The following is a 23,468-nucleotide window of genomic DNA, read 5'->3' on the forward strand; positions in this document are numbered from 1 at the left end:
GGTCATGGCAATTACGGAAACGGTATTTTCGAGATCCGGCCATCGTTCATCGGCTAAGCAATCTCGGCGACCCGGGCCGGCGCTCTGGTTTGAACTTTGGCCTCCACATCGGCTGCCCCATGGAACGCAGCCGAGACACCGGAGGCTTCAAGAACAGTACGCATGTGCTCGGAGAGCACGCGAACATAGGGATCGAGCACCATGCTGTCGTGGTCTCCCGGCACTTCCGAGACCCGCAATTGCGGTATATGCCCCGCCCACCCGTTGTCAGGCAGCAGTACATCGCGGTTCTGCTTCAGGTGACGGCCGCCACCAAGGCTATAGAAGATATCGGGCTTGGGACGAAACAACGTGACCTTGCCGGAATAAGCCCTGACATCATAGCTGAGCAACGCTCTCCTGAACGCCATCTCAATCCTGACATTGTTGAAATACTCAGGCGATTCACCTTGATGCTCCAGCTCGGACTTAGCGCGCTGTTGCTCCTGATAGGCACGACGGTCCCTCAGATACGCGCCGACAAACCTCATCTTATGCCGGCGCATATCCTGCAATTTCATGCTGATACGGTCGCGCAGGCCCAGCCCCGGCTGCCGCGGCATAGGGGTGTCCAGCATGATTACCTGGGAGACCTGTTCTCCTGCATCTTGGAGCTGGTGGGCCATTTCAAAGGCGGTTATGCCGCCACCCGAATAGCCGGCGAGAAGATAGGGGCCGCTGGGCTGCACCGTGCGGATTTCGGCGATGTAGTCGGCCGCCATCTCTTCGAAAGTCGCGTGCGGCTCGTGGTCGCCGTAAAGTCCGCGGGCCTGTAATCCGTAGACCGGCCTGTCCGCACCCATGGTCATAGCCAGATGGCGAAGGTTCAGGACATTGCCGAACATGCCGGCGCAGATGAACAGCGGGGTTGCTTTTGCATTCTTACCGGGGTTCATCAGTACCAGATGAACCGGTTTTGCCGTCGTCGGCAGGGTCACGGCGAGCTCGGATCCTGCGGCTTCGCCTCCATCCGGTAGCTCCGCAGCGATGCGCTCCGCACACTGTGCGATCGTCGGCGCCTCGAACAGCGTCGATATCGGCAGGTCGAGCGCATATTGTTTCTTGATCATCCGGAACAGGCGAACCGCGATCAGCGAATGCCCGCCCATGTCGAAGAAACTGTCGTGGATACCGACCTTGGCGATGCCGAGGAGCTCCCTCCAATAGCCGGCCAGTGTTTCCTCGATCGGATTGCGCGGCTCGACGAACTCGCTTTCGAGGTCCGGCCTCTCGAAATTGTCGCCGGACGGCGTCGCGGTTTCGGCAGAGGCGGCAATCCATTCCCGCAGAGTTTCGAGATCGATCGAACTGATGATCGGCTGAGGTTCGGATGTGGCGAGCGCACGTTGCAGCGCCGAAAATCCCTCCGCCGGCAGGATACCGTTGCGCACCTGGGTGCCGAGCTTCAACATCGCCGGAGAAAGCACAGCCTGCTTCGCTTTGGCGGCAGCCGGGGGGGCGTCCGCCTGGGATGCGAGACCGAGCGCGAGATCGTTCTCCAGCCTGCGCATGACGAATTTTTCGGCTTCGAAGATGATATTGCCGTGGGGATCGGTGATCGTTACGTCGAAGGCCGCATAACCCTCGCCGAAATCGCTGCTGTCGGCGAGTTCCACGATACTGACGACCTCGGCCGGCAGCGGCATGTGAAGGACCACCCGGCCATAGGTCGCCGGCGCCCAAAGCGAGGTCTCGGCGTCGTAGTCCTTGGCAAGCTGCATGGCAAAGCCGGTCGCGATGTCGAGCAGGCCGGGATGCAGCAGGACGCCTTTCGCAAGATCGTCGGCAAAGATCGGGTCCAGTTTCAATTCCGCGATAGCCTTGCCGCGCCCCATCGCCATCGAGCGCAGGACGGCCCAGCGGGGGCCAAAGCGGATATGCTTCTCCTGCACCGCGCGAAGCGTGCTACCGCCTCCGGCGACCCGTGACCCGTCGCATCGAGAGGCGACAGCGGCGATGTCGACCGTCTCGCGCCTCTGTTGCGCCTGCGGCTTGAGGACGGCTTCGGCGTGCTTGACGAACAGCGCATCCTCGCCATCCGCCGGGCCTGCCAGAACCACGACGCGAAAATGCTCCGCCGCCGGCTCCAACCGCACTCGAACGGCTTTCGTCTCGGCGTCATTGAAGGCAAGCGGCCTCAGGAATACGAGGTCCGCCACTTCCGCTTCGAACGGAAGCCCGTATTCCCGAGACGCCTGTGCAATCAGCTCCAGATAACCTGTACCCGGCATGACCGCCTGGCCGGAAAGCAGCCGATGTTCGTCGAGCATCCATTCCGTCTCGGGGCTGACCAGCGCCTCGAGCCAGGGCAATCCCGTCTCGTCCTCTTTCCAGTGCTGGAAGAACGGACCGGCAGCCGGCCCGGCAACCGGCTTGATCCACCCGCCGCCTTCGGAGGCGCCAAGCGCCCGTGCCGCAAGACCGACTTCGTTCCAGACGCCCCAATGCAGCGCGACGGTGGCACGGTCGGCGCGATGAGAACGGCTCTGCGCGAAGGCGTTGAGATAGGCGTTCGCGGCGACGTAGTCGACCTGCCCTGCCCGCACCACATCGGTGCTGGTGGAGGAAAACATCAGGAAGAAATCGAGCGCCACGTTTTCGAATGCCGCATCCAGCACCGTGGTGCCGAGCACTTTCGGCGTCAGGACCCTGTCGATGCTGTCGCGTGTCTTGGTCTGCATCAGGCCGTCATCGACCGTTCCGGCCGCATGGAAGACACCGTTGATTTCCCCGAACCGGGAGAGCGAGGTCTCCACCGCCCGGCTCATCTGCTCCGGATTGCCGACATCGCCGACCAGATAAAGAACTTCCGACCCCTTGTCCTCAAGCCTTCGGATCGCCGAAATCGCCCGTCGAACGACGCCGTGGCCGTGGGTGCGATCGTAGAATTCCCAGCTTTCCCGCGGCGGCAGAACCGTGCGGCCGACAAGCACGATCCGCGCCCGGAACCGGCCGGCGAGTTCGTCGGCAAGCGCCAAAGCGACGTCGCTCAAGCCGCCGGAGAAGAAGTAGACGCCACCCTCGCGCAGTATCGCCTGTTCGGACGATACGTCTTTCAATGGCAACCGCTGATGAACCTGCGACCAGCGCCGCCCTTTGCGCAAGGCGACGATTTCGGATCCCGGCTTGGCATGCAGGTCTTCCCAGAGCTGCTCGATCAACGCCCCCGGCTCCGCGGCCTCTTTTTTCTCCACCCGCCCGGTCATACGCGCAAAGGAGAACCGCTTGTCGTTCCGTTCGGCCTTGGGCGGCAGATCGATATCGATCACCCTGACCGTGGCACCGGCTATCTCCTTCGGCAGGACCAGGCTGGGGCCTAGAACGGTGGCCTTTTCGGGATAGGGCAGCGGCTCGCCCGAGACCTGCTGCATGCCGTTGGTAATGACGGTGAAATGCATGTCCGCAATACTGGCTGCATCCCCCAGAGCCTGGGCGAGATGCAGCATGCTGTCGAAACCGCATTCCTGGTTCCGATGGAAGAAATTCGAGCCGGGCCGGAAGGTCTCGGCCTGGGTCAGAAGCCACATATGCACGATACGCGACGGCAGGCCGCCATCACCGACAAGACCGGCAATCAGGGCGTCATATCCGGCGCGGCCCAGTTCCGGGCAGAGCATGTAGTCCTCGGCGCTGCGGCGAATGAAAGCGTCGCCCAGGGACACCGTGACCACACGGTGGCCGGCCGTCCTCAGCGCTTCGACCAGCTTCTGGCCGACCCCGGTCTCGTCGAGGAAGAAGAGCCAGGACTGCGCCTCTTTCTCAGCGCCCAGCTCGTAGTCAGCCAGCGTCTGCTTCCAAGAGGGGCGATAACCCCAGCGCTCGATATCGGGTTCTTTCGAAAGGACCGGCTCGGCGCTCTTGCCTCTCTCATTCGCTCCGACACGGTCTATGAAGAAGCGCTTGTGCTGGAACGGATAGGCGGGCAGCCGGACCCGGCGCGGTGAACGGCCCTGCCACAGGCGGTCGATATCCACCTCAAGGCCAGTCGCCCACGCACGCCCCACGGCGGAGAGGAAATGGAGCCGATCGTCGCCGGCCTCGTCGGCATGCGGCAGACTGTTGATCACCTGGTTTGCGGGGATCGACCCCTGCGCCTTCGTCAGTGACGACAGAACGCGCCCGGGACCCACTTCGATAAAGATACGTCCCGGCTCCGCCGAAAGCGCTGCCATGCCATTCGCGAAATAGACGGTCGAACGAAGGTGGCCGACCCAGTACATCGGATCGGTCGCCTCTTCGGCGCTCAGCGGCAGGCCCGTCCGGTTCGACAGGATCGGAATGGCCGGTGCGCGAAGAGTAATACCGCGCAGAAAGGCCTCGAAGGCTTTGAGAATGGGCGTGACCAGCCGCGAATGCGCGGCGATGTTGATCGGCACGCGCGTCGCGTCGATGCCCTGCCCCGCCAGAAACTCCCGGAAGAGGTCGAGGTCCTCGTTGAGGCCCGACACGACGCAAAGCGATGGCGCATTGACCGACGCGATGTCGAGCGATGGCGGCAGGAGCTCGGAAAGCCGGTCGTGATCGAGCGGCACGCTCATCATGCCGCTGGGCCGAATAGTCTCGAACAGCTTGCCCCGCAGATGCACCAGGTTGACGGCGTCCCTGAAGGACATCACGCCGGCAACGCAGGCCGCGGCATTCTCGCCCATGGAGTGGCCTATCAACGCCTTCGGCTTCACGCCCCAATCCATCCACAGACGGGCCAGCCCGATCTCGGCGATCAGAATGGCCGGAAGCTGGAGCGAGGGGCGTAGGAAGGTTTTCGCAGCCGTAGCGGAGCTCTCGCCAAGCCATACCGTGCGGATCTCATTTGCTGCGTCGACAGGCAGATGGGAAAGCCCCTCTTCGACGCTCCGCCGAAATGTCTGATCCTCCTCGTACAGCCGCTTGGCCATGCCGACATATTGAGCACCGCCGCCTGGAAACAGGAATATGGCGCCGGAATTGTTCGGCACGGACTGATGAACGAAACCGCGGCCGCCGGGGTTCGCAAGGACCGCGATGGCGTCCTCCCGACCACGGATCGCGACCACCATGCGATGGTCGAAATGTTTGCGGCCATGGTGCAGCGTATAGCTGACGTCATCGAGCGAAAGGCCGGGCTGTGCTGAGATCGCCGAACTGAGCCGCTCGGCCGCCTGGTCGATCGTCTTGCGCTGGCGGGCCGAAAGGAACAGCAGCATCGGATCGGAATCGGCGCCGGCCTCCGCATTGGCACCGGCCGCGTCGGCAACATAACGGGTCGGCGCCTGCTCGATGATGGCATGCGCGTTGGTGCCGCCGACGCCGAGCGAGTTGACGGCCGCCCGGCGAGGGCCCGGCGCATGCGGCCACTTCACCAGCTTGTTGTTGACCCGGAACGGGCTCTTTTCGAAATTGATCGAGGGATTGGGATGCTCGAAGCCGAGCGTCGGCGGGATCTCGCCCTCGTTGACGGCAAGCGTCGCCTTGATCAGACCGACGACGCCGGCTGCCGTATCGAGATGGCCGATATTCGATTTGACCGATCCGACATGGCAGAAGCCGGTCCGGTCGGTGCTCTGCCTGAAGGCCGCCGTCAGCGCCTCGATCTCGATCGGATCGCCGAGGAACGTGCCGGTGCCGTGGCACTCGACATATTGAATGGTGTCGGCATCGACGCCTGCGAGCCCTTGAGCCTCCAGAACCGCCTCGGCCTGCCCGCTGACGCTCGGCGCGAGATAGCCAGCCTTGCTGCTGCCGTCGTTGTTGACGGCCGTGCCCTTGATCACGGCATGGATCACGTCACCGTCGCGAAGAGCATCCGAAAGCCGGCGAAGCACGACCACCCCTACGCCGCTTCCGAAAACGGTTCCCGCCGCGCGATGATCGAAAGGCCGGCAGTGGCCGTCGGGCGAAAGGATCTCGCCTTCCTGGAACGTGTAGCCGCGCCGATGCGGGAACTCGATCGTCACCCCGCCGGCAAGCGCCATGTCGCATTCGCCGGAGATCAGGCTCTGGCAGGCATAATGCACTCCGACAAGCGACGTGGAGCAGGCGGTCTGCACGTTGACGCTCGGGCCGCGCAGGTCGAACGTGAAAGAGGCTCGCGTCGCCAGAAAATCCTTGTCGTTGCCCGTGTGGCGCAACAGGAACATTCCCACCTGGTCGATCAGGTTGCGATTGCTGCAGACGTTGAAATAGAAATAGCTGCCCATGCCGCAGCCGGCGAAAATACCGACCGGGCCGGGCTGATTGTTCGGCGTCCGGCCGGCGTCCTCCATGGCTTCCCAGGCACATTCCAGGAAATGGCGGTGCTGGGGATCCATGATCGCCGCTTCCTTCGGGTTCAGGCCGAAGAACTCCGCGTCGAACATTTCCATGTCGGGAAGATCGGCGCCGCGGGGAACATAGTTGGGGTGATGGAGCCGCTCGGGGTCCTCGCCTTCAGCGATCAGGTCCTCCGGCGAAAACGTCCGGACCGACTCTACGCCGTCTCGCAGGTTCTGCCAGAATTCTGAAACATTACGCGCACCCGGCACTCTCAAAGCCATGCCGACGATTGCAATATCGCTGGCACAGACCTGGTTTGACCCCTCAAGCATCGACACCGCCCCAATCCACGGAGGCCAACCTGATGACATCACCCCAATGATGCCACGAGCCTCGTTCCGCTTCCCAGTGAAATCCGCGAGCGCAAACCCGCAGCCTCAATGTGCTGCCAGCCAAGACGCAATCGCAATTACTCCTTTGGAAGCCATGATCATCCGTATGGGGGAAAGCCGGGTATCGCCGGCAATTCAGGCTTAGGCGCGATCATCCGCATGGGTGCTCCGGCGCATGTTGAGTTTTATAGCGCTCCCCGTTTCTATCGGAGTGCCTGGAACAGCAACGAGTGGGGACAAGCTTTATGGGCGAATTGAAGTGTGTTTTGATCGGTGGCGGTTTATTACTGGTTCAATGCGCTGAAATTCTGCGGGGGCGCGGACATAGGATCGAGGCCGTAGCGACGTCGAACGGATCGGTCAGAAACTGGGCGCAGGCCCAGGGTATCCCCGTCGTGACGCAGGAAGGCGATTACGCCGCCCAGTTGACCCAATACGACTACGACTGGCTCTTCAGCATCGCCAACCTGAAAATGGTTCCCGACGCGGCCTGGCGACACGCCAATATCGGCGCCGCCAATTTCCATGACGGCCTGCTGCCGGACATGGCCGGGCTCAACACACCCGCCTGGGCTATCCTCGAAGGCCATGACCGCCACGGCATCACCTGGCACGCGATCACCGAAGGGATCGACGAAGGCGATATCTATGCGCAGCAGCATTTCGAGATCAGCGCGGACGAGACCGCCTTGACGCTGAATACGAAATGTTTCGAAGCCGGGATCGCGACTTTCTCCGACATGCTCGGCGATATCGAGCGCGGCACCTTGAAGCCACGCCGGCAGGATTTCGCAACCCGTACCTATTACGGACAGCTCAAGCGTCCTTCGGCCGCCGGTACGCTCGATTTCACCGCCTCGGCAGATGAGCTTTCCCGCCTGGTACGCGGCCTGGATTTCGGCCCCACCTATCTCAACCCCCTGGCAACGCCCAAGGTCCGTTTCGGCGGCGACGTCTTCACCGTCAGGAACCTTCGCGTCCTCGACGGCGAACTGAACGGGGAACCCGGTCTCGTCCTGTCGGTCGGCGCCCATGGTGTGACGGTCGGCACCGCAGACATGCCGGTTCTGCTCGAGGCCGCCCGCAAGGATGGTACCAGGCAGATCACGCTTTCTTCGGTACTGCGTCCGGGCGATCGGCTGCCGCTTATGAGTGAGGTGGACAAGACTGCCCTGTCGGAAGCGGTTTCCGCTCTTGCGCGACATGAAACCTTCTTCCGCCGTGCGCTCGAAGCCGGAGCCGATATCGCGCTTCCCTATATAAAAGCGTCGGAAGCCGGCCAGACACCGGATATCCGTATCGTTCCTCTGGTTTTTTCCGGGCGGCTTTCGCGTCAGGAGCGGGTCGTGTTGACGGCAGCCTTCCTCGCGCGTCTTTCCGGCCAGATCGTATTCGACCTCGCCTATACGAACGACAGGCTGGCAGATCTCGACGCCCGCCATCCCGGTTATTTCGCGAAGTCCATTCCGCTAAGGATCGACTCCACGGGTCAAGCCTCGGTCGACGACCTGCTTGGGCAGGTCGATCAGGCGTTGAGGGTGCTGGACCAACGCCAAGGCTATTGCCGCGATCTTGTCGATCGTTATCCCGGTCTTGCAGCGCCGGAATTGACGATCGGTGTCGCAGACATCTCCAGTCCGGCGCTCGCCGACGAGATTGAGGGCTGCGCCCTGACCTTCCGGCTCGGCGAGACCAAAGCCGACCTACTCTACGATCGGGCGCGGATCGACGAGCGGCAGGCGCAGGATCTGGCGACCGCCTTTGCGATCCTGGCCTCGGCGTTCGAGGACCGCGCGGCGTTGCTGCAGGACCTGCCCCTGATGTCGAATACCGACAGGAACATGGTCCTCTTCGACTGGAACCGGACGGAGCGCGAATACGATACCGCCGCCTGCGTCCATCAGCTTATCGAACGGCAGGTCGACCGGACGCCGGATGCCGAAGCTCTGGCATTCCACGGCCGTTCCCTTTCCTACCGCGAGATGGACGAACGGGCGAACCGCATCGCCCAAGCGCTGGTGGCTCAGGGCGTCGGCCCGGACGTCACCGTCGGCCTATACCTGCCGCGCTCGCTCGATCTGGTCGTCGGCGCGCTCGCGATCATGAAGGCGGGCGGCGCCTATATCCCGCTCGACCCGCATTTCCCGGCCGACCGCCTGGCATTCATGATCAAGGATAGCGGCGCCAAGCTGGTTCTGACCGAGCGACGGCTGTCGAAATCCGAGACGCTGGATGGCAGCAATTTCCTGTGCGTCGAGGATATCCTCAGAAACCAGGCGGCAGCGGATCGCCCGGCAACCGGTGTCGCTTCCGGCAATCTCGCCTATGTGATCTACACGTCCGGCTCCACCGGCCTTCCGAAGGGCGTGATGCTGGAGCATCGCAACGTCGTGAATTTCTTCGCCGGCATGGACGAACGGGTGCCGCGCACGGCCGATCGTCGCAATGTCTGGCTGGCCGTCACCAGCCTCTCCTTCGATATCTCCGTTCTCGAGCTCTTCTGGACGCTCGCCCGCGGCTTCAAGGTCGTCGTCCACTCCTCCGAAATTATCGAAGCCAAGGCGAAGGGTGCGTCTTCCGCCGGAAGAGGTACCAATCTCGATTTCGGCCTCTTCTACTGGGGCAATGACGGCGGATCAGGTCCGGACAAATATCGGCTGCTGATCGAAGGCGCCAAATTTGCCGATGTCAATGGTTTCGATTCCATCTGGACGCCGGAGCGCCATTTCCACGCGTTCGGCGGTCCCTATCCGAACCCGGCGGTCACCGGTGCGGCCGTCGCGGCTGTCACCAGGAACCTCTCGATCCGGGCCGGCAGCTGCGTTCTGCCGCTTCATCATCCGGCGCGCGTCGCCGAGGAATGGGCGGTGATCGACAATCTCAGCAACGGACGCGTCGCGCTTGCCTTCGCCTCCGGCTGGATGCCGGAGGATTTCGTGCTGCGGCCCGAAAACGCACCGCCGAAGAACAAGGCGAGCCTGACCCGCGATATCGAGGTCGTCCGCAAATTGTGGCGTGGCGAAAGCGTCGATTTCGAATTCGGCGCCGGCACGGTTGCGGTCGTAACCCAGCCGCGTCCGGTCCAGAAGGAGCTCCCGGTCTGGCTCACCACCGCCGGCAATCCGGAAAGTTACCGGGAGGCTGCGCGGCTCGGTGCCAATGTGCTGACCCATCTGCTCGGCCAGTCTGTCGACGAGCTTGCGGAAAAGATACGGATCTACCGGCAGACGCTTGCCGAGACCGGTCGCAATCCGGCCGATTATAAAGTCACATTGATGCTCCACACCCTGATCGGCAAAGATCGCGACGAGGTGCGGGATCTGGCGCGCGGCCCCATGAAGGAATACCTGCGCAGCGCAGCCGCCCTCATCAAGCAATATGCCTGGGCGTTTCCGGCCTTCAAGAAGCCGCAGGGCATCGCACAGCCGATGGATATCGACCTCCAGTCGCTGGCGCCCGAGGAGATGGACGCTATCCTGGAATTCGCCTTCCTGCGTTATTTCGAGGACAGCGGCCTGTTCGGCACCGTCGAGGATGCGCTGGAAAGGCTGGATCAGGTCAAGGCGGCCGGCGTCGACGACATTGCATGCCTCATCGATTTCGGCCTGGCCGACAATATCGTCCTGGAAAGGCTTCCCTTGCTGGCCGAAGTCGTCAAGACGAGCAAGAATCCTGTCAGCGACGAGGCCGGCGACGGTTTTGCGGAAGAAATCCGCAAACATCGCGTCACGCATCTGCAATGCACGCCTTCGATGGCCCGCATGTTCATGATGATCGACGAGGACCGCGCCGCCTTGAGCGATGTCCGCCATCTCTTCCTCGGCGGCGAGGCGCTGCAGGGCTCGCTTCTTGCAGCCTTGCGAACCGTCACCGACGCGACGATCGAAAACATGTACGGTCCGACGGAGACGACGATCTGGTCTTCGACATTCACGGCCGGCCCATCGACGGGCGTCGTTCCGATCGGCCATCCGATCGCCAACACCCAGCTCTACGTGCTCGACAACGCCCATAATCCGGTACCGCCCGGCGATGTCGGTGAGCTTTATATCGGCGGCGACGGCGTCGCCCGCGGATATCACAACCGCGAACAGCTCACGCAAGAACGCTTCCTGCCCAACCCGTTCATGGAGGGCCGGATCTATCGGACGGGCGACCTTGCCCGCTTCGACCGGAATGGCGTCCTGCATTTCCTTGGCCGCACCGATCATCAGGTGAAGATACGCGGCCATCGCATCGAACTCGGCGAGATCGAGGCGCGGATCGGAACTTTCCCCGGCGTCCGCGAGGCTGTCGTGATTGCCCGCAAGGACAGTCCCGGCGACGTGCGCCTGGTAGCCTATATCCGCACCGACGGTACGTCCGTCTCCGAACAGGAACTTCGTACCTATATCGCCGAGGCCCTGCCCGATGCGATGATACCGTCGCATTTCGTGACGATGGAAGCCTTCCCCCTGACGCCGAACGCCAAGGTGGATCGCAACAAGCTGCCGGCCCCGACGGAAAAGGTCCAGGCACCGGCAGCCACGTTCATCGAACCGTCCAACACTCTGCAGCGGGATATCAGCGAGGTGTTCGGTCGCGCACTTGGGCTTGAGAAGGTCGGCATATTCGACAATTTCTTCGCCCTCGGCGGGCATTCGTTACTGGCGGTCCAGGTCCATCGGGAAATGAAGGCGAAGCTGGCGCCGGATCTGACGATCACCGACCTCTTCCGTTTCCCGACGGTTGCCCTCCTTGCCGACCATATCTCCGGCAAGGGCAAGGCAGACCTGCAGCTCGGCCGGGCAGCCGAGCGAGCCGCATTGCGGCGCAATGCGATGGAACGGCGCCCCACGCTGGTCCGCGTGGAGACCAAGGTCTAGCCATGCTGCTGGAGGGCATATTCGACCCTTCCGTGTCGGTCGCCGAAGCCGACCTGCTCGGCGACGTTTCGAAACTCTATCCTGAAGAGAGAACGGCGATCGCCAATGCGGTGAAGAGCCGGCAGCAGGAGTTTACCGCCGGCCGCATCTGCGCCAGGCAAGCCATGGACCATCTGGGGCTGCCTGGAATGGCCATACCCGTGGGATCGGATCGGGCGCCGATCTGGCCGGCCGGGATCGCCGGAAGCATCAGCCACTCCACCACCCGCTGCGTCGCCGCCATCGGCCGCCATTCGGACGGCATCAAGGCTCTCGGCCTCGATCTTGAGGAAGCGACGCCGCTTGACGACACCTATGCGCAGGAGATCTGTACTCCGCGCGAGCGACAATGGCTCAACCGGCAGCAATGGGGCATTCGCGGGCGATTGGTGAAAGCGATCTTCAGCGCCAAGGAATGCACCTACAAGTGCCAGTACGGCCTGACGCGCACGATGTTCGGGTTCGAGGCCATCCGCATCGAGCTGAACCTCGGTGACGGGCATTTCGCCGCCTATTTCGAGATCGATGTCCCGCCCTTCAAGACGGGCGACCGGCTGCTGGGTCAGATCAGGCTGCGCGACGGGTATGTCGTCGCCGGCATGACTATCCGTTGAGGCCGCCGGTCATATCTAGGTCAGCAATCCGCAGCCATCTTTCACGTAACCGACTGCATTCGCTCTGCGAATTGCATCGGATAGCCCGTTTTGGGCGGGAAGGATCAGACTTCAATTGATCCACCAGCCATCAAATGGGCGTAGACATGTTCGCGGTGGCTCCACCTGCCCCGAAATAGGATGAGCCCGTGCACACTCGAACGGTGTAGCGTGGTCAGCTTAGAACCCTCGGCCCTCCGGCTATGATTGACCGCTTGAAAGCGTCGTCGGAGGGAAAGCCATGCAACAGGACATACTGATCGCCGCGGCCTTGCTATTGTCCGTCGTCGTCCTGGTTCCGACTGTCTTTTTCGCGATCGAATGTCTTGCCGGAAGTCTCGGCGGGCGGAGCGGGCCGCCACGTCAGAACGGGCGACGGCCGCAAGTCGCGGTTCTTGTCCCGGCGCATAACGAAGAGCTCCAGATCACCGATACCCTGCACAGCATCCAAAGCCAGATGCGCCACGGCGATCGGCTGGTCGTCGTGGCCGACAATTGCAACGACCTCACCGCATCTCTGGCACGTGAAGCGGGCGCGGATGTCATCGTACGGTTCGATCCGGTTCGCCGCGGCAAGGGATACGCCCTCGACGCTGGCGTCAGGTACCTCGGCCTGCTGCCGCCGGACGTAGTCGTCATTGTCGACGCCGACTGCTGGCTGGAGCCGGGCGCACTCGATAACCTCGCCCTCATGGCCGCGGCAACGAACGGACCCGTGCAATCCCGCTACCTGATGTTCGCGCCGCCGGACGCAGGCATCAACCTTGCGGTTTCCGAATTCGCATTTCTTCTGAAGAACCGGATCCGGCTTCTTGGACTGGCGAACCTCGGGCTTCCTGCGCAATTGACCGGCTCGGGCATGGCATTCCCCTGGGCCATCCTACGGGACGCCGCGCTTGCGAACGGCGATCTGGTCGAAGACATGAAGCTTGGGCTGGACCTCGCGCGGATCGGCCACGCTCCGCTTTTCTGCGATGCTGCGGCCGTCAGCAGCAGGTTTCCGTATTCGAAGAAAGGCCTCGAAACTCAAGCCTCCCGATGGAACGCGGGCCGCTTCGCGCTGGCGGCACACCTTTTCTCAGCCTTGCTGGACGTCAACACGTTGCGGAATAGGGCCTATCTGGCGCTCGTCGTCGATGCGCTCATACCGCCGCTGACATTGCTGGCAGCGCTTCATCTGCTCTCGCTGTTTCCGGCAGTCTTCCTCGCAACTTCGGGAATTGCGACCGCGCCACTTGCGATCTCGACCATCAGCATCCTTGCTTTCGACGTTGCGCTATCGGTGGCGTGGTGGCGTCACGGCAGACGCGCGCTTCCCATGCATGCCATGGCGGACATTCCGGGATACATGTTCAGGAAACTGAGGCTTTATCCGCGCCATATCCTCCAAGCCGGCGGGGCGGCCTGGATCAGAACCGATCGAAACAGGAACCACTGATGGGAGAGAACGGGGCATTGCCCCTTTCGGAAGCTCGTGGTCAGGGCGCCGAACCCGAAACGACGCAAGGCTCCGTCCGTTTCGCCTTTGTCGCGGACAGCTTCTGAGCAATGTGCTCACCGACACGCAAGGCGTTAGCGGCAATCGTCAGGCTTGGATTGGCCCCTCCGCTGGTCGGGAAGAACGAAGCATCAACGACATAGAGATTGTTCAGGTCATGCGCACGGTTGTTGGCATCCAATACCGCAGTGGAGGGATCCGGGCCAAAACGGCACGTTCCACAGGCATGACCGTAGTTGAGGTTGACTTCGGACCCAAGCATCATCATCCGGTGCCGCTTGAATGCCTTCCGATATAACTTGCGGAAGGCCTGCATTCTTTGCCGCAGCTCGTTGTGAATTGTATATTCGAAATAGATACTAGCGGGATCTTCCGGATCAGGCTTCACGCGATTTTCGGGATAGGGCAGATCCTCGAGGATAGAGGTGAATATCGTCGCATTGCCGGAGATAAGAGCGCCGATCATCGCCGGAATGCGCATGAAGGGCTTGAGCGGCTTCAGCCAGACCCAGCCGTTCCGGTCGATCAGTGATTTCAGGAAATGAAGCACGTTATTGGCGGTTGCAGTCAGGCCCGTGGACTGGATGGCACCTAGCTTGAGACCCTGATGTTCATAGAAATCGCGAAAGCCGATCGACTTTCCCGGCTCTGAAACACGGGTTCTGCCCCGGGGCCAGACAGCGAAGAAGTCGGACGCGTGGAACATCAGGTTGCGCCCCACCAGATCCGACGTATTTGCAAGGCCGTTCGGCCAGAATTCGTTGGTCGAGTTGAGGAGCAGCAAGGGTGTCGAAAGCGCGCCGGCCGCCAGTACATACAGCTTGGCAACGATTGCCAGCTCGTCTCCATTCTTCCGGCACGACAACTGAGTGACCGCCTCGTCATCGGCCGAGACCTTTTCCACGTTGCATTGATCGATGACCATGGCGTTTCCAGTCGCGAGGGCCGGCTCGATGAACGCCCGCCGCGCATCCTGCTTGCAGGATTTATGGCAGATGAAGCCACCGCATTGGCCGCACCCGTCGATATATCGGCAGGCCGTGTGAACCCGATAGGGGTGCATCCCGTTCGATTGCGCCGAGTCGAAAAAATGCTGATCACATCGCGTCATGGCAGGAGGCTCGATGACCTCAGATCGTGGCTGCAGCGGATCCTGGCTGCCGCGCACATGCAGAAGGCGCTCCGCGTTGCGATAAAAGGGCTCAAGGTTTTCATAGTCTATCGGCCAGGCCTGCCTGCCGGACTTGTCGACGATCTTGAAATCGCTTGGGGAAAACCGCTCGAGCGCCGCCGCATAGATAAGCGTCGAACCGCCGACACCGCAGCCGAGTGCGGGAAAGAACCGGACCGGACGGGCATCCACCGAGCCGGAAATCTCCCGTGGCCACCGGCCATTTCTCAGGCGCTTCGCTTCGTCCAGGCTATCGGGATCGTCACGTTCGTCCTGCGAAAAGTGGGCCAGACCCTTTTCAATGAAAACTACGCGGTGCCCGGCGGTTGCCAGTGCGTATCCCATTGCCGCCCCGCCCATTCCGGCGCCGACGATGGCAACGTCCCAATCGAACTCCATCCACACCCCCAACTCAAAACAAGGACTGTGGCCATCAAGCCTTCAGCCGGCGAGGCTTCTTCGGACGCGGAGCCCAGCATTCAATCACTGCCAATGTCCATTTTCTCAGCGGAAACGGCGCTCCGCCTTACCAACTGAAATATAAAAAATTCACATGCCCAATTTTAAGTCAGATCTAAAGGTTTACCAAAAATCAGAGCATAAATTGGACGTTATACACAAAGGATTGTACTCAATCATCCCAGCAACAAAAGTAGGTAATAGGGAGATCATTCTTAGGAGGTAGGCCGGATACATTGTGCCCACCCTCTCCTCGGCTATACTCGTACCGCTGGTAGGGGTTTTTTAACGATGATCACACCATTTGAGCCGAACATCGGAAATGATTACATATCGTATGAGCACAAGCCTCCGCGCGGAGGGCTGGAATATCATGTTATCGCCTATGTGGCGGCCGCGGCGGACTTCGTCTACCTTCTTGGCGCGACCGGTGTCGGCTTCACGGGCTATCAGTATGCCGTTTTCGGATCTGCGCCCGATCCTTCGCTTTTCATCGGCATCGGCCTCGTTCTATCGACCATCTTCGTGCTCGCCATGCACAGCGCCCAGGCCTACAGCCCGGAGAGCATTCAGCTCCTGAGGCCGCAGATCCGGCTGATCTGCATTCTTATCCCAAGCGCCCTTGCCTTCCTGCTGACCGTCATCTTCTTTCTGAAGATCGGCACGACGTTCTCGCGCGGGGCGATCTTGATGACCGCTGTCATCTCGCTGTTCGGGCTGATCTGCACCCGCCTGTTCTGGCACTGGTATCTGCCATCGGCGGCAGCTGCGGCCTCCTTCAAGATGAAGCGGGTACTGCTGATCTGCCACGAGGAGTTTTCGGCCGAACATTGGCAGCATCAGGCCGCCGCAAGCGGCATGACCCTCGCGCAGATCATACGCCTCTCGGATGAAAATCTGCTGCCCGCGAACGCGCTGCAGAGACTGAGGCAAAGCGAGACCGACGGCATCGATGAAGTATTCATCGTCTGGCGGGACCCGAACGTCTCCAATCTCGAATTCTATCTTGGCGAACTCAGGCGCTCGGCTTTTCCGGTCAATGTCATCTTCGATGGCGTCGTCGGCCGGCTGACCAGCGCTCCTGCCCGCAAGATCGGCAGCATGACTGCCTTTCAGACGCAGCGGCCACCGTTGAACCTCTATGAACGCGGCACCAAGCGGGCATTCGACATCGTCTTTTCGCTGACCGCCATCCTCTCGCTGTTTCCGTTGCTGCTGGTAGTGGCGATCGCCATCAAATGTGATTCCAAAGGTCCCGTGCTGTTCAAGCAGGTCCGCAAGGGGTACGGCGGCCGCTCGTTCCGAATCCTGAAGTTCCGCAGCATGACCGTCATGGAAGATTCAGGCGATATTCGCCAGGCGACCAGGAAAGATCCCCGCGTCACGAAAGTCGGGGCTATCATCCGGGCTACGAGCATCGATGAGCTGCCGCAATTCTGGAACGTCCTTCGCGGCGAGATGTCGATCGTCGGCCCCCGCCCGCATGCGCTGGCCCATGACGAACTCTATGACGCCCAGATCGCCAAATACGCCTTCAGACGGCACGTCAAACCCGGCCTGACCGGCTGGGCGCAGATCAACAATTGCCGCGGCGAGACGCCGAACATCGAGAAGATGGAAGAGCGGATATTCCACGACCTCTGGTACATCAACAACTGGTCGTTCTGGCTGGATATGAAAATCGTCGTCCGCACCGCGATCGAAATCTGCGATTTCGGCAAAGCCTACTGATTACTGTAATATTTGTAAGCAGGCGTCATGCCGAGGGGAGCGCCGGAATGTGTGTCACATCGCGCATGCCGGCGGCCTCGACGAGAACTTCGCAGGGCGGTGCGTGGCTGATGAAATGGATCGGGCTTGCCGTCAGCCCGTAAGCGCCGCTGTTGTGGACGGCAACAAGATCACCCTCTTCGATCCGTGGAAGCATCACCCCGACGGCGAGCCGGTCGATCGACGTGCAAAGGGGCCCGACGAGGTTGACTTTCTCCGGTTCGCCCTGCCCGCCGACCTTGTGCATCGTATAGTTCCGATGCATCACCATCCCGAAATGGCCGGAAGCCGGCAGGTGGTTGTTCATGCCGCCATCGCAGATGCCGATCCGCACGCCGCGCGATTCCTTGACCGAGACGACGCGCGTCAGAAAATATCCGGCCTCGCCGACGAGATACCGCCCGAGCTCCAGCACCAGCCGGGTCTCGGCAAATTGCGGCTGCGCCTTGAGGCTGTCGAGATCCGCTGCGATGCCGGCAACGACCGCGGAAAGGTCGAGCGGCAGGTCGCCGTCGTGATAGGGAATTCCAAGCCCTGATCCGAACACCAGCTTCTCCGGCCGCGGAATGTAGGTTTCGCAAACTTCCCGGAAAATGCCGATGAAGTTGCGATAGTTCTCGCAGATCGCCTCCGGCTTCAGACACTGCGTGCCGGAATAGATATGCAGCCCGACGATCTTGAGATTGGGCAGAGCCGCAATGTCGGGGATGTCCCTTGCGATATCTTCCCAGTCTATGCCGAACGCTGACGGCCGGCCGGCCATCTGGTCGCCGAACCCTTTGGGAACCGTGGTCGGCGCGATGCGCACCAGGACATGCTGCACACGTCCGAGCTCGCCGGCGACCGCGTTCGCAACCACCGCCTCACGCACCGATTCCAGGATCAGTTCGCCAATGCCACCTTCTATTGCCTCACGGATTTCGAACGGCCGTTTTCCAGGACCTGTGAAGCTGATGCGCTCTGCCTCCCATCCAGCCGTTATCGCCGTCCTGAATTCCCCGATCGAGGAGACGTCAAGATATTCCGCCTGGCCCTTCATGAGGGAAAGCAGAGCCGGGTTTGGATTGCTTTTGGCGGCAAAGCTCAATGCGAAGCGTTGCTCGAAAGCTTGCCTCAGGAGCGCTGCCCGGTTCTCGATCGCCGATGCGACGTAGACATAAGAGGGGGTTCCGAATGATGCCGCAGCACTCTGCAGCCAGACATCGAGCGCCGAGAAATGGTTCATCAGGCGCTGGCTTCCGCAAAACGGATGATCCGCTCCGGCGTATCGAAGTTTTCGAGCGTCACGTCTTCGGCGCGAATGGAAAGGCCCGTCGTTTGTTCGACAAATGCCAGGAGGTTCACCATCGAAACGGAATCGAGGAGGCCTGAGGAGAACAGTTCGCTCTCGCTGTCCGCATGGGCGATATTCAGGGATTCCCGCAGATAACCAATCAATTTTCCATGGGTAAGGCTCATTGCAGGTTCTCCCGTGTTTCGGTCAGTTTGATTTGAGCTGCCGGCGGAGGCGCGCTGAAGACAAGTTCCCCGCCTTGCATCCATTCGCGACAAAGGCGCACGACATCCGGCCGCGCCAGCTTGCCGCTCGATGTACGCGGCATGCTTTCTGGCCAGACATGGAACTGCCGCGGCACCATGTAGGACGGCATCGCGCGCCGGCAGTAGCGCAGCAGGGCCTCCTCGTCGAATTCGCCGATCGGAGTTATCGCCACATGTACCGTTTGCCCCAGTTCCTCGTCGTCGACACCGAAGGCGACCGCCTCCGCCACCGCGCCGCTGCGGCAGACGAGATCCTCGATCTCATCCGGACTGACGCGGAAGCCGCTCGTCTTGATCATCGCGTCGTTGCGGCCAATGAACCAAAGGTCGCCGTCGGCATCGATCCGGACGATATCGCCGCTATAGACGACCGGTTCGTCGCCGATCAGGTGCCAGAGTTCCGGACAAGGCCGGATCTTCTGCTCCGTCACCTCCGGCTTGCCCCAATATCCGAGGCTGACGAGTGGGCCGCGATGAACGAGCTCGCCCTGTTCGCCAGGATGGGCGATGCCTTCGCCATGCTTGATGACATAAATTTCGGCGCCGGGAATCGCCTGACCGATGGCTCCCATCTTGCGGGTAAACTTCTGCGGCGAGAGATAGGTCGAGCGGAAAGCCTCGGTCAGCCCGTACATCAGATAGACATCCGCATCCGGGAAGACCCGCGGTATCTGCTCCAGGATGTTGAGCGAAATCTTGCCGCCGGAATTGGTGATCCGCCGGAGCGCTGGAAATTCCACGGGATTGTCCTTCAGCAGCCGCACGATCTGGCTCCAGAGAGGAGGCACAGCGGCCACCCCGGTCACCCGATGCCGCTGCATCGCCAGGACGATTTCGGTGGCCATTGGCACCGCCTGGTGCACGACGGTACCGCCCATCAGCATCATTGTCGTCAGCTGGTTCAGGCCATAGTCGAAGCTGTAGGGCAGGACGCTGAGCAGCCGGTCGTCTTCCCTCAGGCCCAGATAGCGCGACACGGAGCGGGCGCCGGCAACGATGTTGCGATGGGTCAGCATCACGCCCTTCGGCATCCCCGTCGAACCGGACGTGTAGATGATCATCGCAAGTTCTGTATCGAGGCGTGCAATCTCGTCGCCAGAAAGATCTTCCGGAAGATGATCCCAGACATCGAATATGGTGTCGGCCGGCAATTTGCCTTTGACCAGGACATTGTCGACCGTGTCAGGTAGCTTGCGCGCGCCAAGAGCTTCGGCGACCCTTGCCTCGACGATCAGCAGGCGTCCGCCACAGTCGTTGGCGACATATTCGAGCTGCTCGACCGTCCATTGCGTGTTGACGTTGACGATCACCCCGCCCACCTTGGCTATTGCGAACATGGCGGTAACCTCGGCGATGCTCTTGCGCAGATGCACGATCACCCGGTCGCCCGGCCGGATATTGCGGCTCTGCAGATAACCCGCCAGCCGGTCCACTTCGGCCGCAACCGCGGCATAGCTCGCCGCGCGATGACCGTCGATGAGCGCGGGCTTGCCCGGCCTTGAGACGAGGTTGTCAGCCAGAAGCTGATAGAAGTTGGTGGTCAACGCGTTCATGGCAAACTCCTCCAGCGGATGAGTGGATCAGGGACTGGCATCGGTCTTGGTCTGTTCGCTCGAAAACGGGCCGAGGCGGGGATAAATCTTGGCCGGGGAACCGACGACGATCGAATCCGATGGCACGTCGGTAGAGATCGCTGTATTGGCTCCTATCCGTACCCGGTCGCCGATGCGAATATCGCCGAGAATGGTGGAGTTCACCCCGATAAAGACGTCGTCGCCGATCCTGGGTGCACCGGCGCTCATGTTCGTGCCGATCGTGACATTATGCATGATGCCGCACCGTTTTCCGATCACGGCGTCAGGATGGATCGAAATCGATCCCTCCACGTGGATGATGTGAAAACCCTCGCCGAGCGTCACCTCTGCCGGTATCCACACCCGCGTAAGCGTCGAAACCACCATGTTGATCGCGCCGTAGATCTTCTGGAAAAACCGTTTGGCCAGGTGGCTCCGGCGGCTCCCCGCCCACCCGCCGAAGCGATAGACCAGCAGCGAGATAAAGCCGGCATTGAGGATCCTCCTGCCGTGGCGATCGTAGTCCTTGCGCACCAGTTCGCGAAACGAGGCGAGAGGCGCATGCGGGGATGCCGCACCCTTATGGTCGCCCATCGCCGCGGATTGAGGATAGAGAAAACGAAGCCGTGAAGTCATGCGAGCACCATCTCCAATGTGCGGTCGATATCACTCCACTCGACCCGAAAATTCTCGCAGGTTCCCTCCCCGACGACGAAGGCATAGCCTTGCCCCTGACGATCGGTCATGACCTTGAGAACCGAAACCACCCGATCTGCCGGCTGGATGACGAACAGGGCCGAATCCGGCGGCATGATCATCAGCCCGTGAACCAGATGGCTGCCTTCCACGCCTGCGACGATGCGGGCTCCGGCGCAGGCGTGGATGATGTCGTCGACCGACGAGGCCAACGGATCGATGATCCGGAAACCGTATTTCTTCGCGAACTGTTCGGCGATATCGGACTCGTTCGACAGCATACGGCTTTCGCCCTTGCTCCCCCGCAGGATGAAGACGCCCGGATGAACGGGAAAAGGTGGTGCCGATGCCAGAAGCTTTTCGCGGACCTGATCGGCCCGTTTCTTCTTGCCCTCGTTCTGCCCCTTGTCCCTGAAGAGGATGACCTCCTCGAAATGGACGTCGCTGACATAGATCGGCTTGAGATCGAGTTTAGCGGCATATTGCGGCTCGTGCCCCCGCGTGATCGGCCGCGTCGTTATCGGAGTTTCGTATTCGTCCGCCAGCGGATAGGTCAGGCAATCATCCGAAAGCCAGTTCCCGAACCAGCGATTGCCGACCCAGCTCTCGAACAGTGCACCGCTGGTGGAGTGCTTGGGAGGCACATAGACAGGCAGCCGGCGGCTGCGGGGCCTGAGGCTCCTCGAGGACTTCGGCGCGTAGAGAACGCCATCGATGAGGTCGACATTCTTGATGCGGTAACCGACCGTGGCCTCCTGGGTGGTTTCATAGTTTCCACGAAAGCCCTTCACGATCTCTGTGACCGGCCCGAACTGAGTGCCCTTTATACGGTCGAGATGATGCGGCAAAAACTTTGCGGGGCGGATGAAGCGCCGGGTCTGCGGGGCAATCGTCCAGCGATCGACGGCAACCGCTTCGATATCCGGGAAAGGCATCCCGGCAATCTTTCTCAGAGAATGCACAATCGGCAAAAAAGATATCAACCAACTATCCTCGCAAGGCGCAATCAGCATCGGACAAGAGGAGTTTTTCGTTGTGCGAACTCCGCATCCCGACCAGGATATTCGCATAGCTGCCAATGGTTTCGCCGCTAGTCTTTGGGCTATCGGGTTACTCATTTCGGCGTATCGGGCAACGTAGGCTCCCCAGCCCTCCCGAAGCGCCGCTATCGGCTCTGAACCGAGGGCAATCCACCTTAGCCGTTTCACTCCAGGCCTTTCCTGAAGCGCCAGGTAAAACGGACAATATTCCGGATGCGTAGCAACTCTGTAATGAGATAGCTGCCCTCACGAGGGTAGGCGCGTGCCACATAGTTCGCGTAGTGGGACGCGAAGGCAAGCGAGACCGGCGCCTTGCAATCACGCGCTTCATTCATCTTGATTGCCCGATAACGCTGCATGAAGTCGACAGCAAACAGCCTCAGCGCGTCGGCTTGCCGGGCATCCAGCAAGGCGGGCGGCCGTTGCTGACGGATATCCACTCCGTAGATCGCCGAAAAGCTTACGACTGCCATGTAGTAGGAGCCAAGTTCCGTCAGATGAACCTCATCGGAGAAGATTGCCTTCAAGCGGTCCGCCGAATTCCAATCCTCGAATCCGCCAAAGGCTGGATCGGACGCCAGGCGCGCGACGAGCTCGGCAAGCGCAAGCGATGTTGGAATGAAGCGAATATGGTTTTTTCGGCCAGCAGCCCCGATCTTATCGTTTACCCGGTTTACGACGCATCGCCAGACGGGCAAAGCCAGCCTCTCATATTCGATCCACGGATGGGGATCCGCTAGAGACGAAAGGCTTATCCAGGGGGTGTAGAAATATGTGATCCCAGCTGGGTTTGCCGTGGTGAACGCATGGTGGTAGCCATGGAGGTAACGAACGGTTTCGCTCCACATCAACGCATCCAGAACACGATGTTGTTCGGTGATGATGAGAACGTTGTAAGGCTCGTCGCTCAATCGAACGAGCCCGCCGGCGGTTCGCTGCTGGATTGAAGAACCGGTCACATTCTCCAACCTCCAGGACACGGCAATCCCCTCCTGCCGGGCGATCCCCGCCAAATGATCAGGATAGGGTTGATCAGTCAGGCTGTGCCCGGACAGCAGGATATGATCTCGGTTGCCGGCCGAAAAGGCTTGGGGTGGAGCGTCGAGACCACGCTCGGCGCTAACTGGATCAGGCTTGAACATGGCCGCGCCGAGTGCGAGCGCACCGACCGTGGATGTCGCAAAAGCGGCTGTCAAAATCCTCGAAAAACACATTTGAAACGGTCTCCGACGTTTGTTAAGCACCACGGCCGTTGACCGCGCAGGCATGGTCGCACCGCCCGGCTGAACCACCTTTGCCACCAGGAGATATTGGTTAAGGTCGGCCGGTCGTTTCGCAAGCGGCTCCGTGCGCGACGCGCTTATCTTAAAGTCGATTAGTACTTTCAGGCTCATCCGTTAGATGGAGGATTTGGGACCGGAAGCTTACCTCTTTGTGCTCTGTTTGCAGGTGTCGAAGGCCGCCCTAATATAGACCGTCTTGTCCCAGTTGGACGGGAAGGG

General features: G+C 61.0%; 12 protein-coding genes. 4 read left to right on the top strand and 8 right to left on the bottom strand.

The features are described 5' to 3' along the window. Nucleotides 1–53 precede the first annotated feature (53 nt). Nucleotides 54–6,602, bottom strand: coding sequence for a type I polyketide synthase (locus C5L10_RS22340; protein WP_245448115.1), 6,549 nt, complete (start codon nucleotides 6,600–6,602; stop codon nucleotides 54–56). 455 nt (nucleotides 6,603–7,057) lie between these two features. Here C5L10_RS22340 and C5L10_RS22345 point away from each other — a divergent pair, with 455 nt between their 5' ends. The 3 genes from C5L10_RS22345 (at nucleotide 7,058) to C5L10_RS22355 (ending at nucleotide 13,657) form a co-directional block, all read left to right on the top strand. Further along, complete coding sequence (locus tag C5L10_RS22345; protein ID WP_105431452.1) at nucleotides 7,058–11,527, top strand: MupA/Atu3671 family FMN-dependent luciferase-like monooxygenase; 4,470 nt, start codon at nucleotides 7,058–7,060, stop codon at nucleotides 11,525–11,527. A gap of 2 nt (nucleotides 11,528–11,529) precedes the next feature. Then, nucleotides 11,530–12,180 carry a 4'-phosphopantetheinyl transferase gene (locus tag C5L10_RS22350; RefSeq protein ID WP_105431453.1) on the top strand — a complete coding sequence of 217 codons (651 nt, stop codon included), beginning with the start codon at nucleotides 11,530–11,532 and terminating at the stop codon, nucleotides 12,178–12,180. Nucleotides 12,181–12,460: 280 nt separating this feature from the next. Next, on the top strand, nucleotides 12,461–13,657 hold the full coding sequence (locus C5L10_RS22355) for a glycosyltransferase family 2 protein (RefSeq protein ID WP_105431454.1): 1,197 nt from the start codon (nucleotides 12,461–12,463) through the stop codon (nucleotides 13,655–13,657). Between the two features lie 40 nt (nucleotides 13,658–13,697). Here C5L10_RS22355 and C5L10_RS22360 read toward each other — a convergent pair whose 3' ends face one another. After that, on the bottom strand, nucleotides 13,698–15,287 hold the full coding sequence (locus C5L10_RS22360) for a GMC oxidoreductase (protein WP_046666361.1): 1,590 nt from the start codon (nucleotides 15,285–15,287) through the stop codon (nucleotides 13,698–13,700). Nucleotides 15,288–15,638: 351 nt separating this feature from the next. Here C5L10_RS22360 and C5L10_RS22365 point away from each other — a divergent pair, with 351 nt between their 5' ends. Beyond that, nucleotides 15,639–17,078: an exopolysaccharide biosynthesis polyprenyl glycosylphosphotransferase gene (locus C5L10_RS22365; RefSeq protein WP_105431455.1), complete on the top strand. Its 1,440-nt coding sequence runs from the start codon at nucleotides 15,639–15,641 to the stop codon at nucleotides 17,076–17,078. A gap of 25 nt (nucleotides 17,079–17,103) precedes the next feature. Here the strand turns inward: C5L10_RS22365 and C5L10_RS22370 are convergent, their stop codons facing one another. The 6 genes from C5L10_RS22370 to C5L10_RS22395 form a co-directional block, all read right to left on the bottom strand. Beyond that, the gene (locus C5L10_RS22370) at nucleotides 17,104–18,342 is read right to left on the bottom strand and encodes a type III PLP-dependent enzyme (protein WP_105431456.1); all 1,239 of its coding nucleotides are present in this window, start codon (nucleotides 18,340–18,342) and stop codon (nucleotides 17,104–17,106) included. Continuing rightward, nucleotides 18,342–18,575: a phosphopantetheine-binding protein gene (locus C5L10_RS22375; protein ID WP_046666358.1), complete on the bottom strand. Its 234-nt coding sequence runs from the start codon at nucleotides 18,573–18,575 to the stop codon at nucleotides 18,342–18,344. Before C5L10_RS22375 ends, C5L10_RS22370 begins: the two co-directional genes overlap by 1 nt. Then, on the bottom strand, nucleotides 18,572–20,209 hold the full coding sequence (locus C5L10_RS22380; protein ID WP_105431457.1) for an AMP-binding protein: 1,638 nt from the start codon (nucleotides 20,207–20,209) through the stop codon (nucleotides 18,572–18,574). Before C5L10_RS22380 ends, C5L10_RS22375 begins: the two co-directional genes overlap by 4 nt. A gap of 27 nt (nucleotides 20,210–20,236) precedes the next feature. Then, the gene (locus C5L10_RS22385) at nucleotides 20,237–20,866 is read right to left on the bottom strand and encodes a serine acetyltransferase (protein ID WP_105431458.1); all 630 of its coding nucleotides are present in this window, start codon (nucleotides 20,864–20,866) and stop codon (nucleotides 20,237–20,239) included. After that, nucleotides 20,863–21,861 (bottom strand): glycosyltransferase family 61 protein, encoded by a 999-nt coding sequence (locus C5L10_RS22390; protein WP_105431459.1) that lies wholly within the window; start codon nucleotides 21,859–21,861, stop codon nucleotides 20,863–20,865. The genes C5L10_RS22385 and C5L10_RS22390 overlap by 4 nt, the downstream gene beginning before the upstream one ends. 269 nt (nucleotides 21,862–22,130) lie before the next feature. Next, nucleotides 22,131–23,360: a hypothetical protein gene (locus tag C5L10_RS22395; RefSeq protein WP_105431460.1), complete on the bottom strand. Its 1,230-nt coding sequence runs from the start codon at nucleotides 23,358–23,360 to the stop codon at nucleotides 22,131–22,133. Nucleotides 23,361–23,468 lie beyond the last annotated feature (108 nt).

Origin of the sequence: Neorhizobium sp. T6_25 (genome assembly GCF_002968555.1) — a bacterium.
GTDB lineage: Bacteria > Pseudomonadota > Alphaproteobacteria > Rhizobiales > Rhizobiaceae > Neorhizobium.

Coding starts and splice junctions, on each gene's coding strand:
- C5L10_RS22340 (WP_245448115.1), bottom strand. CDS start 6,602: ATGCTTGAGGGGTCAAACCAGGTCTGTGCCAGCGATATTGCAATCGTC.
- C5L10_RS22350 (WP_105431453.1), top strand. CDS start 11,530: ATGCTGCTGGAGGGCATATTCGACCCTTCCGTGTCGGTCGCCGAAGCC.
- C5L10_RS22355 (WP_105431454.1), top strand. CDS start 12,461: ATGCAACAGGACATACTGATCGCCGCGGCCTTGCTATTGTCCGTCGTC.
- C5L10_RS22360 (WP_046666361.1), bottom strand. CDS start 15,287: ATGGAGTTCGATTGGGACGTTGCCATCGTCGGCGCCGGAATGGGCGGG.
- C5L10_RS22365 (WP_105431455.1), top strand. CDS start 15,639: ATGATCACACCATTTGAGCCGAACATCGGAAATGATTACATATCGTAT.
- C5L10_RS22370 (WP_105431456.1), bottom strand. CDS start 18,342: ATGAACCATTTCTCGGCGCTCGATGTCTGGCTGCAGAGTGCTGCGGCA.
- C5L10_RS22375 (WP_046666358.1), bottom strand. CDS start 18,575: ATGAGCCTTACCCATGGAAAATTGATTGGTTATCTGCGGGAATCCCTG.
- C5L10_RS22380 (WP_105431457.1), bottom strand. CDS start 20,209: ATGAACGCGTTGACCACCAACTTCTATCAGCTTCTGGCTGACAACCTC.
- C5L10_RS22385 (WP_105431458.1), bottom strand. CDS start 20,866: ATGACTTCACGGCTTCGTTTTCTCTATCCTCAATCCGCGGCGATGGGC.
- C5L10_RS22390 (WP_105431459.1), bottom strand. CDS start 21,861: ATGCCTTTCCCGGATATCGAAGCGGTTGCCGTCGATCGCTGGACGATT.
- C5L10_RS22395 (WP_105431460.1), bottom strand. CDS start 23,360: ATGAGCCTGAAAGTACTAATCGACTTTAAGATAAGCGCGTCGCGCACG.